This window comes from Tissierella sp. MB52-C2, assembly GCF_030931715.1.
GTDB lineage: Bacteria > Bacillota > Clostridia > Tissierellales > Tissierellaceae > Tissierella.
This window is the reverse complement of sequence record NZ_CP133261.1, coordinates 1080107-1094855: the sequence shown is the minus strand read 5'-3', so window position 1 is coordinate 1094855 and position 14749 is coordinate 1080107. Positions and strand designations below refer to the sequence as shown.

14 protein-coding genes are annotated in these 14749 nt (G+C 29.5%); 3 read left to right on the top strand and 11 right to left on the bottom strand.

Going from position 1 to position 14749, the window contains the following annotated elements:
* Positions 1-166: 166 nt before the first annotated feature.
* A complete protein-coding gene (locus tag RBU61_RS05340; protein WP_308878577.1) occupies positions 167-757 on the bottom strand; it encodes a hypothetical protein in 591 nt (196 codons plus the stop codon).
* Positions 758-1429: 672 nt separating this feature from the next.
* Positions 1430-2302: a LysR family transcriptional regulator gene (locus RBU61_RS05335; RefSeq protein ID WP_308878576.1), complete on the bottom strand. Its 873-nt coding sequence runs from the start codon at positions 2300-2302 to the stop codon at positions 1430-1432.
* 106 nt (positions 2303-2408) lie between these two features.
* Here RBU61_RS05335 and RBU61_RS05330 point away from each other — a divergent pair, with 106 nt between their 5' ends.
* Both RBU61_RS05330 and RBU61_RS05320 read left to right on the top strand, forming a co-directional pair.
* Positions 2409-3401 carry a zinc-binding dehydrogenase gene (locus tag RBU61_RS05330; RefSeq protein ID WP_308878575.1) on the top strand — a complete coding sequence of 331 codons (993 nt, stop codon included), beginning with the start codon at positions 2409-2411 and terminating at the stop codon, positions 3399-3401.
* Positions 3402-4648: 1247 nt separating this feature from the next.
* Positions 4649-5769 (top strand): IS3 family transposase gene (locus RBU61_RS05320; RefSeq protein ID WP_308878574.1). Its coding sequence is split into 2 segments (ribosomal slippage): positions 4649-4898 and positions 4898-5769, totalling 1122 coding nucleotides; the frame shifts between segments, so codons are not numbered across the junction.
* 74 nt (positions 5770-5843) lie between these two features.
* On the opposite strand, the gene RBU61_RS05315 is transcribed toward RBU61_RS05320, so the two are convergent.
* From RBU61_RS05315 to RBU61_RS05280, 8 genes are all read right to left on the bottom strand, one after another.
* Complete coding sequence (locus RBU61_RS05315) at positions 5844-6293, bottom strand: NUDIX hydrolase (RefSeq protein WP_308878573.1); 450 nt, start codon at positions 6291-6293, stop codon at positions 5844-5846.
* A gap of 374 nt (positions 6294-6667) precedes the next feature.
* Entirely contained in the window at positions 6668-6943 is a 276-nt protein-coding gene (locus tag RBU61_RS05310) for a DUF3781 domain-containing protein (protein ID WP_285622428.1), read from the bottom strand.
* Positions 6944-7258: 315 nt separating this feature from the next.
* Entirely contained in the window at positions 7259-7453 is a 195-nt protein-coding gene (locus tag RBU61_RS05305) for a hypothetical protein (RefSeq protein ID WP_308878572.1), read from the bottom strand.
* Between the two features lie 90 nt (positions 7454-7543).
* Positions 7544-7771, bottom strand: coding sequence for a hypothetical protein (locus RBU61_RS05300; protein ID WP_308878571.1), 228 nt, complete (start codon positions 7769-7771; stop codon positions 7544-7546).
* 900 nt (positions 7772-8671) lie between these two features.
* Entirely contained in the window at positions 8672-9448 is a 777-nt protein-coding gene (locus RBU61_RS05295) for an aldolase/citrate lyase family protein (RefSeq protein WP_308878570.1), read from the bottom strand.
* A gap of 99 nt (positions 9449-9547) precedes the next feature.
* On the bottom strand, positions 9548-9928 hold the full coding sequence (locus RBU61_RS05290) for a cupin domain-containing protein (RefSeq protein WP_308878569.1): 381 nt from the start codon (positions 9926-9928) through the stop codon (positions 9548-9550).
* Between the two features lie 121 nt (positions 9929-10049).
* Positions 10050-10925 (bottom strand): DUF6282 family protein, encoded by an 876-nt coding sequence (locus RBU61_RS05285; protein ID WP_308878568.1) that lies wholly within the window; start codon positions 10923-10925, stop codon positions 10050-10052.
* A gap of 26 nt (positions 10926-10951) precedes the next feature.
* Positions 10952-12226, bottom strand: coding sequence for an SLC13 family permease (locus RBU61_RS05280; RefSeq protein ID WP_308878567.1), 1275 nt, complete (start codon positions 12224-12226; stop codon positions 10952-10954).
* A 392-nt stretch (positions 12227-12618) separates the two neighbouring features.
* Between RBU61_RS05280 and RBU61_RS05275 the strand changes: the two genes are divergently transcribed.
* Positions 12619-13299 (top strand): Crp/Fnr family transcriptional regulator, encoded by a 681-nt coding sequence (locus RBU61_RS05275; protein WP_308878565.1) that lies wholly within the window; start codon positions 12619-12621, stop codon positions 13297-13299.
* A gap of 358 nt (positions 13300-13657) precedes the next feature.
* Here the strand turns inward: RBU61_RS05275 and RBU61_RS05270 are convergent, their stop codons facing one another.
* A complete protein-coding gene (locus RBU61_RS05270; protein ID WP_308878563.1) occupies positions 13658-14608 on the bottom strand; it encodes a DUF1097 domain-containing protein in 951 nt (316 codons plus the stop codon).
* Positions 14609-14749 lie beyond the last annotated feature (141 nt).

Genomic DNA, 14749 nt, shown 5'->3' with positions numbered 1-14749 from the left:
TTAGAAATTTTGGACATTAAAATACTCTCCCTTATAATTATTGGTTGTTTATCTATTCCAATGATTAACAAAGAAAAGTATTTCTATGCTGTTTACACAAAATATTTTAATTGCCTATATAAATTCAGATTTATTTATATTAAGTAATTTACTTCTAATCTAATTATTATAATTTTCTAGTAGTGTATTTAAAATTGCTTGTTTTATATGCTTTTATGAATGTAAATACGGACCCAATGATTGTAAAAAAGTATTCTAATAATAGGTCTCCAATAAAAGAAGACTTGATATTTGGATATTCTTCTAGGAAGAATTTTACTGAACGTATTCCTTCAAAAATATTTATATTATCTGTATTTTTAAATGCTAAATAAATTTCATATCCATATGATAGATAGTTTGCAAAAAATACCATAGATATAGTCATGATTACCGTTATAGTTATCCATATTTTATTTAATTTTCCTTCAAATTTTTCATATCCCTTAATAATACAAATGGCAAGGATTATTCCACAGATAACGGCAATGTAACCCATTGCATAAACAACAACCCAAATTAAAACCCATAACAGTGAACCTAAAAATGCACCAACTGTACCAGCTACTGTATTGTCTGACTTATTTTGCGTGCTAAGCTGCGCATTATCTAAATTTTGGATAATTTTATTATAACAATTGTCACAAATACATAGTGGAGTATCATTAATTAAATAAACAGGATTCTCCTTTACTTCGCCACATAATTCACAACACATCTCATAGTGATTATTTCTAACAAATCTTTCTATCTTCTCTAATACATCTATGATATTAGATATATCTTGTTTTAATGTAAGTCCCTTTACTACTTGTATTTTGAGGGAATTTTCTTCATAAGTTGCTTTTTTAATTGCGTTTTTTTCTTGTAAAAGTTCTTCTAAAAAGATATTTAAACTTTGTTTTTGACTTAACTCAGATGGTCTTATAGATATATTTATAAAATAAAATGTTTGTTTTTGAGGCTGTTGAATTGTTACCTTATATCCTCCATATAAACCATATATAACCCTACTCTTAGTATCACACTGTAGATTTAACCCATCAGCAAGTTTTCTTATTTTTTTCTAGACATTAGTTTATCTCCTCCTAAATAGTTTGCAAATCTTTTTCTCCTAATTTAGCTAAAATATTAAGTTTCAACAACAAATTCTCCTACAAATGACAAAATACACCATATTTTTCGGCAAAATTTCTGTTTACTTTAATTAAAATAGGACTAAATTAATAGTAATTTAGCCCTATTTTTTAATATCTACCTTTATTATAAATCAAACCTGCGGTATAGAAAAAACAAAAGTTATATTAAATAATTCAAAACATCTATGTTAAAAAGATGATATTATCATAAATATCCAAATTAAATTTAGTCAAATAAAAAACCAAATCATTTACATTGGAAATACGTCTTTAGAAACCTTTACAAATTGCTCTACTACAGATAAAGTTGAACTAAATGAACTACAGGCTAAATATACATCACGTGTAATAGTATTAGTAAGATTAGCTGTTAAAATATTTGATTGAGTCTTTAGAAATAGTTCTGAACCTATTGTAATGCCTAATCCAGATTCCACCATATTAGAGATCGTATTGCAATCATGTACATCAAACCTTGTATTAGCTACAATGCTATTCTTGTGAAAAAACATATCAATTTGTTTCCTATAGGGACCTTTTGGTAAAATAAATATTTCATCTTTTAATTCTTTTATATTTATGTTTTCTTTATCTTCAAATTTATGCCCTTTATAAAACCCTACAACCAATTTATCTTTAATAATTGGAACACGTTGTAAATTCAATTTTCTATCAGTTTCAATTACAAATCCAACATCCACAATTCCAATCTCTAGCCATTCAATTATTTCATCATAATTTCCTTCAAAAAAAACAAGGTCTATTTTAGGAAATTTTTTTTCAAATTCAACTAGAATTTTGGGCAGCAAACAGGAAGATGCACTTGCATAAGATCCTATTCTGATACTTCCAGTTTCTAAATTATTTGTAGAATTAACTATAAATTTAATATTTTCTACTTGGCCTATTAAATTCCTCATTGGTCCTAACAATTTTTGACCTACTTCTGTTAATATAATTCCTTCCTTTTTGTCTCTAATTAAAAGTATTGATTTTAAATCTTTTTCCAATCCATTAATAGCATGACTAACAGCAGACTGTGTCATATTTAAGACCTTAGCAGCTTTTGTAAAGCTTCCTAATTCAACTACCTTTAAGAAAACTTCAATTTTTGTTATTGTCATGAGTTATCCCTCATACCTTTCATCATAATTATTCATTATACTAATGTTAGTATATCCAGTATAATTAAACAAGAAGAAAAATAATCTAATTAAGGAGGTATAAATTATGAAGGCAGTAGTTTATGATGCAAGTAATGGTAAAAATACTCCCAACTACCAAGATATACCTGATATACATCCAAAACAAAATGAGGTAAAGATTAAATTAAAGGTAGCTGGACTAAATAGACGTGACTTATTTCTAATTGGAGGGAGCCATAAAGAATATAAAAGCTTTGTTTTAGGGTCTGATGGTGCAGGTATTATTACTGAAGTTGGAAAGAATCTAGATGAAAAATTAATAAACCAAAAGGTTATTATAAACCCTACTTTAAACTGGGAAAAACCAAATGAAATACCTATGGTTTTAAATATAGTAGGTGGTCCAACTAATGGGACACTTGCTGAGTATATTGTTATCTCATATAAAAATATAGTTAAAAAACCTGATTTCTTAAATTGGAATGAGGCTGGAACTTTATCATTATCTGCTATGACAGCATATAGAGCTCTTTTTACAAGAGGAAACTTACAGTCAGGTCAAACTGTTTTAATTCCTGGTATTGGAGGTGGTGTTGGAACTTTTGCTTTAAGATTTGCCAAAGCAATAGGTGCAAAAGTAATAGCCACATCTCGCAATAAAAAAACTTTAGAAAAAGCACTTTCATTAGGAGCAGATAAAGTGCTTAATAGCAATGATTATTGGTCTAAAGAAATAAAATTAAATACAGTTGATATTATCTTGGATAGTATAGGTCCTGCTACATTCGCTAAATATTTTGATATAATCAAACCCAATGGTAAAATTATTAGTTTTGGAGCGACCTCTGGAGGTTGTATCGATTTACCTTTACGTAATATCTTTTTCCCTCAGATTAGTTTAGTAGGAACATCTATGGCTAGTACACAGGAATTTAATCAAATGCTAGACTTTATTGAAAGATATAATATCAAACCAATAGTGGATAAAATATATAATTTAGATAATATTTATGAGGCATTAGAGGACTTAAGAAGTGGAATCCGCTTTGGCAAAATAGGTATTTCTATCTCAAATTAACATTATATAATTAGACCTCTAAACCTATCGATTAATAATAGCACTGGGTAGAAAATTGGCAGTGTAAAGTAATCTATGCTCTTAGAAAATAAAATTCTCTTTTCTGGCAGGAATCAAAATAAGATTAAATCCAGAAAAGAGAATTTTCTATTGTTTCATATATATTTTTTACAAGTTTATTTTCATTATCTAGATATGCCCAACTTTCCCATAATATTTTGTTTTAGAAATTTTGCTAGATCTACATTATCAAATAATCCCTTTATATTAGGTTCTACAATGTAATTGCGTGATATTGTAAATCTTTAATAATTTTTCTTACGGATTGACTACAGTTCCCATTAGGTTTAAACCGTTTGACATATTAATATCATTAGTGTGACATGAAAGGTTTCTGCAAAAAATAAAATAATTCCTATTTTAATCTAAATAACAGAACTCAACTGATAAAACGTAGTTTAAAAACTATGTGCAACAATTATTTTTATTAAATAGAATATCTAATACAGTATTAACTAAAAGACCTAATACAATGCTGAAAAACAATAACAAGAATTTTATTTTCAGAGAATAAAATTCTTAAATATATAATAAAGTAGTAGACACAACAGAAATATATAAATATATAATAAGTTTACTAACTAAGCTATTTCTAAAAAAAGCATTTTTTCTTAACTTATTTTTAATTAAGTGAACAAACAAACCATAAAATAAAATTGAATATGAGGGAAGAAATATCATAATAGTCTGTATATCTAAAAATAAGGGAAAAAATGAATTATAATAGTCAGGAAAAAACAATATAACATCTGAACATGATAATGTTAAAAGTGTAAATAAAGAAAAATAATACATATGACATCCACTCCAATAATTTTAATATTCTCCAACACCATGGATTTCTATATAATTTCCTTTTGTATCAACGCTATGAACTGCCATTAATAGATTTTTCTTTATTAGGCTCTTCCATTTTTTCATTAATGCTAACTATATAAGTATCTTGTTCCCATCCCACATCTTTTCCTAACATTTCTGAAATAGCCCTAAAAGTTACATAGCTTATACCATTATATAAAATGTTATCTGCATTTTACCATTAACAATTAAATTCACAGATTAGATTGGGGCTGTTTCATAATTATTAAATTAGTTATGAAACAGCTCCTGGATAGATTACAATTAACTAGACAATAAAATTAAGGTCATGTAAACTAAAAACAATATATTAAAGGAGAATCGTTTATATGGCTAAAAGAGATAGAAGAACCTATACTGAAGAATTCAAAGAACAAATGGTAAAGTTATATGAAAGTGGTAAGCCTAAAGCTGAAATAATGAAGGAATACGATTTAACACCAACTGCTTTTAATACTTGGATCAAAAGAAGTCAAACTACTGGTTCATTTAAGGAGAAAGAAAATCGGTCTCCCGAGGAAAATGAACTAATAAGGCTGAGAAAAGAAAATCAGCAGCTAAAGATGGAGAATGATATTTTAAAGCAAGCAGCGCTGATATTAGGACGAAAATAAATGTAATCAAGAATAATGCTTACAAATATAGTATATCAGCAATGTGCAAAGTCCTACAAGTTAGTAGAAGTACTTATTACTATGAATCAAAAGCTAAAGAATCTACAGATGAAGTCACACCCAAGGTCATAGATATATTTAAAGCAAGTAGAAACAATTATGGTACTAGAAAAATAAAAGTAGAGCTAAAAAAAGCAGGCTATATAGTATCTAGAAGAAAAATCGGTAGAATAATGAGAGAAAATGGCTTAGTATCAAACTATACGGTTTTCCAGTATAAGCCTTATGTGAATAAATGCAATGAATCAAAGATAGATAATGAATTAAACAGAGAATTTAATACAAGTCAGCCTTATGCAGCTGTAGTTAGTGATTTAACATATGTTAGAGTCAATAAAAAATGGAATTATGTATGTTTATTAGTCGACCTATTTAATAGAGAAATAATAGGCTATAATGCAGGTCCTAGCAAAGATGCAAATCTTGTTTATAACGCATTTACTAGAATTAAAACTAGATTATATGATATTACTCTATTTCATACAGATCGTGGAAACGAATTTAAAAACAAAATAATAGATGAAGTCCTAGATACCTTTAAAATCAAACGTTCTTTAAGCATGAAGGGGTGTCCCTACGATAATGCTGTAGCTGAAGCTACTTTTAAGATATTCAAAACTGAATTTACTAATAACTATCATTTTGAAAACTTGGAGCAATTAGAGTTCATGCTAGCAGATTATGTTAATTGGTTTAATAATACTAGAATTTATGGGACATTAGATTATTTAAGCCCTAGAGAGTATAAATTACAGAACCTTAAAAAATCTGTCTAGTTTAGTGTTGACAATCCAACCTCTCCGTCTAAACATATATCCTAAATTAAGTTCATAAGATTTCTGATATAAGGTTAAATTATTCCTTGTGATTTCAATTCGTTATATCTACTAAGAAACTCCTCTATAATTCCTTTAATTGTTGAACTTAAGTTTGCTGGTATATCCTCCAATGAAAAGAACTTTGCATCTCGTCCTTCGCTTAAATCAACGACTATCTGTCCAGAATACTCTTTGCATAAATACGTCGCAGTAACGTTATAAACTTCATTCCCATCAGGATACTTGTAATATAATTCTTCTCCTGAATAAATGTTAAAAAGTTTCAGATTCCTACAATGTAAACCAACTTCTTCAAGAACCTCTCTACATGCTGTTTGCTCCAAACTTTCGCCGAGTTCCATTGCTCCACCTGGTAATCCCCACCAGTCTCTGTCAACCCTATGATGTAATAAAATCTGGTGTTGTTCATTTAAAAGAATTACATTTGCCCCACACATAATTACCGGTCTCGTACCTATCATTTTTCTTAAATCTCCTATATAATCTCCTATTTATATCCCTCCTGTCTCTATAGTCAAAACCCATATATTAAGTCACCATTACCTACTATTACGAATTACTTATATGGATATTATAACATATATAATGAATCTACTTGGTATATTATGGTAAATATTTTTATTTTTTAATACCGTATTATTCAGTTTTCAATGTACAATACTTGCACCTTCATTTTCAATAGCTACGTCACATCTTACTTGTTATGCGACATAAAAAATACCGTAAAATTCATTTCTGAATAATACGGTATTTTTACTAAATATTTAATTTTAATAATTATGACGTTTAATAAGAACTATGTTCATCAACTTATTTCAAATCTACAAAGTGAAATTTATTTATTTTTTAACTTATGAGCAGTAATTATCGTATAGCTTGAAGCATTCACTGTTATCTCAGAATCAGCTGTTTTAATATACCAGTTTTTACCTCTCCTAGCTATACTACTATTAGATTCTTGAATTCTTTGCCTACACCAATTGACAACATCTTCTACCTCTAAACATAGATTTCTTTTAATTCGTTCTACCCCCAAGTCAGTTGTATGCAGTTTATCAAGATTTAAAATCAATAGTGTGTTTTTATTGTTATCATTAATTTGTTCTACCATATATTCTCCTTTCAAATTCAAACTACTGTTCATTAAGTATTTTTTGGCTTTCTTAAGTCATCTTTTTCTACTTATATGTCAATTATACCATATATCACCAATATACTTATGACAACATTACTTTTTAATACCGTATTATTCAGTTTTCAATGTACAATGTTTGCCTCTTCATTTTTAATAGTTATGTCGCATCTTTCTTGTTATGTGACATAAAAAATACCGTAAAATTCATTTCTGAATAATACGGTATCTTTACTAAATATTTAATTTTAATAATTATGACGTTTAATATAAATGATGTTCACTAACTAAATATTATCTGTCATCAAATACATGTTTACCTTTTGTTCCATCTTCATTGATGTAATAACCATCTATTATTTCATTTATGCCCCCACCAAATGACCAATTATTTGATTCGATAAAATTTATGAATGTATGCCAAAATTCATCATAAGATAATTCTTCTGGTACAGATACTGCTCCAGCAATTTCAAATTCTTTTTCCATATAATAACCTCCTAATAAAACAACTTATAGTGAATTAAAAGATACCACCATAACAGATAATACTAATGATGTACATATAATTTAAAATATTTAATCTGAGAAATTATCAAATAAATCTTTTATCGCCTCTTCACCTTCTACATCTCCGATACTCCTAAATCTCTCCACAACAATGTTACCATCAGTAGCGAACTCAACTTCCCATCGTTCACCTGGAACTGCAATATCAACCATTATATAATCATTTCTTATTTTATCTAAAGAATAGTAAATTTTATTCTCTTCCAGTCTTTCTAAAAAATCAATAAACTTTTTCATTCTTAGCCTCCCAAAATATAAAGTTTTATTCTTAAAGATAATTCTACTACTATGACGTTATTATCTACTTATGTTCATCTATAGTATATAAATCATCTATCCATTTATCAACCTAATATTTCCAATTTTTATCTGTCATCACTCAAATTACCATATATCATCTATAAAACACCCTATATTTAAGGGTCAAAAAACGGTGTTTTTTCACTGTTTTTTGACCCAATTTTAGCCCCTAAACCACTATATGTTGTGGTCAAGCCCTATTTTTCTCCTTATCACCACAATACGTCATCAGAATTATACTCTCAACGTGCCCCGTATGTTTGATTGAAATAGCTTATTGTGGTTTACTATAACTTAACATATTTTATTATGTTAGCAAATGTAAGGACTTTAAGGAGTTTGTTTGTTTTGTCGTATTATATTACACCTTATTGGATTTTAATACAACTTAGCCACGGTAGGCAATAGGTCGGCATTGCCTACAAAGGTAAAAGACTCTAGGTTATGAGCCGACCCCCAAAAGTTAGACCACAAATCTAACTAAGGGGTCTGTTTAATTTGGCAAAGTAATGAAAAACGAATTAAGGAAAAATTAGGTTGGGTAAGTCCTATAGATTATAGGAAATTGCATTCTGCAGCTTAGATAATTATATTTTAGCGATAACTGTCAATCAAGAGACGCTTCGCTTCTGCTCTTGACAGCCATCTTTCGCTAAAATAGGAAACAATTAGCTACAGAAACACAAATAAAAACCAGAGTAGAAACATTATCAATTTCTACTCTGGAAAAAAGTCTAACTTTTTGGGGTCACATTATTGTCAGATGTCCTTTATTAAAATTATTTAAACCTATTACCTATCTTCTACAAAATTATAGTCATACTGCTTAAAATACGTTTATTCAGAAATACTTTTTCTAACATTATCAATTAGATTTTTACTTTGTGCTCTAAAAAATCCAAGATCATTCATAATAGTTACAAATTTAAATCCTTGTTTAATTCTCATTGTTGCTTCTTCTTGTGAACCTGTAACGATACCAGGAACAATATTGTGTTTTTCGCAACTTTTCAATACCCTATCTATAGCTTCTGTAAGTTCAGGATTTTTCATATCTCCTAAGCATCCCATATCCTGTGATAAATCAGCTGTTCCTATAAATATACAGTCAAGACCCGGTGTTGCACATATTTCATCAATATTTTCAACACCTTTTCTCGTTTCACATTGCATTATAACATAAGTATTCTCATTGCATTCTCCCTTGTTATAATCTTGGTACCATCCCCAACGAGGACCACGACCTACCCCTATGCCTCTTTTTCCAAGGGGTGCAATCTTAACATTATCTATAATATATTTTGCATGTTCTGGAGTTTCAACCATGGGAATCATTAAACCATGTACACCTACATCTAACATCCGTGCCATCATTGGTCCATCGGCTGGATCATAAACACGAACTAAAGGTGCCATTTCGTATAGTTCAGATGCTCTAATCATATCCACCATAGTTTCCATATTTGTTTGTGCATGTTCCATATCAATTAAAATGAAATCAAAATTATTAATTCCTAGAATTTCTGCATTGGTAGGTGAACCAGATGCAGCAAAGGCTCCTAGAACATATCCTTTATCTTCTAGTTTTTCCTTAACTAAGTTACGCATTTTCATAAAATAGCTCCTATCCCTTTATATAATATATTATCTAAAGTCTACTTATTATTAATATTGCTGAGCTAATTATAAAACCAACTCAGCAGAATTAAATTATTATTTATTTTCTTCTAAATATTTGCTATAAGATTCAATGTATTCTGGTCTTATTGGGTAGAAAATATCCATTTGCATACATGGAACTGGGCTATCATATACATGAATGTAGTGTTCTACTCCCTTTGGAACAGTTACCCATGAACCAGGTGTTAATCTATATGCTACTCCATCAACATAGTAATCACATTCTCCTTCTAAAAGTAATGCAACTTGCTCATTGTCTGGATGTGAATGTGGATTTACTTCATTTCCATTTTCAACTCTGTTAAGTGTACAGTTAATATTGTCTGCACCCATACCAAAAACTACTCTTGTTATTCCTTCTCTTACCTCTTGCCAAGGTAAATTGTTCCAATTTCCTGATTCTATTCTTGCCATTTTCATTACCTCCATTAATTAAATGTGTTTTATATTAAAAATAATGAATCTACATATATAAAGCTTATCGCCTGTACTACTAACTAATATCTATTTAAAAATAAAAGTCTCTATATTAATATTAAAGATTAAATAATTTAACTGGATTAACCTTTGTCATTGTATTAATTTCTTCTTCTGTAACACCAAATTCTCTTTCTAATAAATTAATATAATTAAACATACCTTCTACTGGAGAACCATTGTTAACTTGTCCCAAATCTGTATCCATAATAATACGATCAACGCCTACAATATCCATAATTTTTTTGAAAACAGCATCTTCAACATTTCCAATCTTTGAACCACCAACAAAAACACATACGTTTAATTCAATATAAGCACCTAAATCTGTCCATCTCTTCATATCCTCATAGGATGCACCAACATTATAGTGTGGGTGATTTACTAAGATTCTCTTAACTCCTAATTCCACTGCTTTTTTAACTAAGTGATCAACTTCCCAAAGTGTACCATGACCTGTTCCTAAAACCATATCATGTTCTGCCATATATTTTAAACATTCAATAGCAGCTGGATCCATATTTCCATCTTCATCAACGTAAGAAACTGGTTCTTCATCAATCTTTGATTTTCCACCACCAACGAATCCTTTGCTTTGGTGGTCATCTATGTGTTTCTTTGTTGAAACTGTTGGGAAGTATACTATTTTTGCATCCATTTGTCTTGCAGTATCTAATGCCTTTAGGTTGAAAAGTCCCATGGAGTTATTTAAGCACATACTTCCATATACCTTACATGTTCCATTTCCTAAATGCTTTTCTACCATTTTAGTTCCAAGCATACTTGGGAAGTAATGATCCTTTACCAAAAATCCTGCATATCCTGCTGCTTCAGCTTCCTTTAGCATATCTGCTGCATCTAGCTCTCTACTAGCTATAGATGGTCCACAGTGAACGTGCATATCAATGATTCCTTCTAAAATTTTTCTATCCATAATAAATTCCTCCTTTGATTCTAGTACTATTCGTTTATTAGAATTCTATATATACCTGTATTCGCTAATATTGCAGCGATAATTGAAATAGTAATAGCAGATAAAAGTAATGTTCTAAAGAGTTTGTTTTTCTCAGAAACATCAGGTTTAAAAAGTTGGTCATAAGCTGCTAAAATCATAGCTCCACCCATAGATAAAGGACTTATAGTAGCAGTAAATCCACCATTTATAATTGCACTGATTAATTCTAATGGATGAAATACATTTCCGATACTTGCATTTACCTGAGCAACTGTAGGAATTAGTGTAGGTATAGGTCCCGCAATAGCTAAAGAGAAAAATGACATTACTGAAGACGTAAATCCTAAAATAGGTGCCGCAGTCCATCTTGTAGCGATCGATGCAAATAAGTCTGCCATTAATGTTAAGCCACCTAAAATATCAACTATATTCAGTAAACATCCGATGCCAACACATAGGAATATTGCCTCCCAAGGTGTACCTGCAAAGGCTGCTTTTTCATCGGCACAGTTTGCTATAAGTAATACTAAACTAAATACGAAGGCAGTAAGTCCTGCATGGGTTTTTAATAACATTATGCTTAATATCATACAAACAAGAACTACTAAGGTAATTTTTTGCTTAGTATTAAATGGCTTTATATCTTCAAAAACATTGTTAGTTGAAGTATTATTAAGTCTATTATCCTTGATTTTCCACCCTTTATATAATACATAAATCACTATAGATACAATGGTATGCATAATCATTCCATTAAATAATATAGGGAATGTATAATCTGGATATCCAGCATTTGAAACAATAATATTGGCAGTATTACCAAATACACCTACAGGTGTCATCATACCTGCATTTGCTCCACTGATTGCAAGGATACCAATCATAACAGGGCTATACCCCATATAAGATCCAATGCTCATTGTGATTAAAGGCATAACTGTGTAAACTGTCAGTCCCCCTGGATCAACTATGGTTATACACAAACACACTAAGAATACCATAAGAGGATAAAATTTCGCTAAAGATGAAATCTTTTTAAACATCTTTTTAGAAAATAATTCTAATGAACCATTACTTTGGGCAATTGAGAAAAAGAAAAACATTCCTGTTAAATTTAAAAATAGTCCTGTTGGAAAACCAGCAACAATTGCACTACCTGTAACTCCTCCAAAAAAGCCTAATACCATGGCTGCTGCTAGAGAAATAATACCTATATTCTTTCCAAAAGCAACACCTAATGCTATAGCTCCCACTAATACTAATAACGAGATACCTGCCATTAAGAAAATCACTCCTTATAATTTGTTCCTCAGTTTAAACTTCTCTAAAATTAAAACTAAGTCCTTAATTCTTACTTGCACCTGGTGCTAAAAGTTTCTTAAGCTTAAAAGAAATATCATAATTTTTCTCCTCAGCTTTAAAGAGACTTTTATTTGTCGGATATAATAAAGTAACTTTATAGCTAAATTATATTGAATATTAAAAATGCTCTCTATATCAAATGATACACAGTGTATAAAAATCTTATTTGACGAAAAAATCTTCTGATGATATCATATGTCCTATAAATAGAAGTATTGAAAGCACCTAATTGTTGGTATGTTTCATAAATATACATTGCTTTAAAACTTGCATTATTCCAATTATATAATCTAATCGGGAGGTTCCAAAGATGAGATTTCCACAATATTATTTTGAAAATCATTTCAGTAAATTTGAATCACTATTACGCAGCTTGGGCGAAGAATGTAATTTAAAAAAAGGATATGAGATCACATCAATTAATCCAAACTTATATCTTTATTTTACGCTTAATGGTATTTTTAAGCTATCACTTACTCATGAGGAAGGGGCTATAAAAACCATTTGTTTTCATGGTAAGAATTCTATTCTTCCATATTCCTTATGTAGACCCACTGATAATGAGTATAAAATCGAATCTGATGCTTTGGTTCTAACTGCCATAACAGATGTACTAGCTATTAGAATAATTCCGAGAGTATTCCATAAGGCAATGTTAGAAAATCCTGATTTTCATATGGCTATGACTGACTACTGCATTCGTCATTCTAATCTTTTTATGTTTGAATCAATTAATCTATCCTACAATACAGCCTTTATTAAAACCTGTAATTTTCTTTATATTTATACTAGCTATTTACAGGGAAAAGGAATCCGACTTACTCAATCTGAAATAGGTGAAATTATCGGAGAAACACGATTAGAAGTAGCTCGTGTATTGAAAAAATTGCGTGCTATGGATATTGTAAGTACATCTAGGAATGGTATTGAAGTTTTAGATATGGATAATTTAATTAATCTATGTTCTTACGGATGCAATTGCTCTACCTAGAAACTGGAAATAATGATTTTATAATATTTGGTGTTGATGATAAAAAATCAGCACCTTTTTTGCATGAAAACCTGCTAATAAAAATCAAGTGTTTTTTAGCAGGTTTTGAATTTTTTTATCTATTTAATTTTGAACATGCAAAATAGACTAAACTGATTTCTCTGTTTAACCTGTTTCATACTTATATCTGTTAAAGATTTAAACAGCATAAACTTTTTTTATTCTTGCATAGTAAATTCATATTTTCTTTCTAGTTTACACCCATGCTGGGCGTACAACAATAAATACCTCTATTCTTTAGAGAATAAAGGTATTTATCGTTGTATTCTTTATCTAAGATTGTATATATTTTTAAAGTTTAATCTAATTTTCTAGTTTTACATCTAAAACTCTTTGTTCTATATGTATTAATAAACATAGAACCAGCTCCAAAGGCAGTAAAAAGATAGCCTTTTATTAAATTCTCATAATAGGAGCTTCTAAATTCGTTGACTTCTTCCAAGAAAAAGCGTACTGAGCGTATTCCTTCAAATATATTTATACCTTCAGTATCTTTAAATACAGCATAAATATCATACCCATGGGAAAGGTAATTAGCAACAAACACCATAACTATAGTGATAAGTGTTGTTATAGCTATTCCTACTTTATCTAATTTACCCCCTAGTTTTTCATAGCCTTTAAGGGTGCATACTGCAAGAGCTATACCACATATAGCAGCAATATACCCTATGGCATAAACAACAATCCACAGTATAACACCTAATAAAGAGCCTAAAAAAGCCCCTACTATTCCTGCTACTATATTACTTTTTTGATTTCTAAAATTAGTTCGTGCATCATGGAAGGTATCTATAATATCTTTATAACATTTTTCACAAATATCTAGTGGGTTTTTATTAATCAAATAAACAGATGTATCAATATCTTCTCCACAAGATTCACAACATTGCTTATAATAATTGCTTTTTAAAAAATCCTCTACTTTATTTAAAGTATCTATAATATTAGGCATATCTTTTTTTACTTTATTTATTTTTACTAAATGTATTTTAAAACAATAGTCTTCATAGAATGCTTTCCAAACAAATTTTTCCTTCTCTAATACTTCACCTATAAACCTCTCTAAATCTTCTTTTTGACTTAATTCAGTTAGTTTTATAGGAAAGTTAATATAAAAACGACGTTCTTCTCTATGCTCTTGGATTACTACTTTATATCCTTTATATAACCCATATGCAATTTTTCCTTTTTCATCATAATGAAGATTTAAATCTTCAGAAATATTTTTAATTATTTTAGCCGACATATATTTATTTCCCCCTAATTGATTTTCCTGATTAAACAATATATCCTAGTACAAAGAACGCAATATACACTAAATATATATCGGCAGCTTCCTTATTTACTAAAGAAAATATTTTATAAATACTTCCTAAGTTCCGATGTC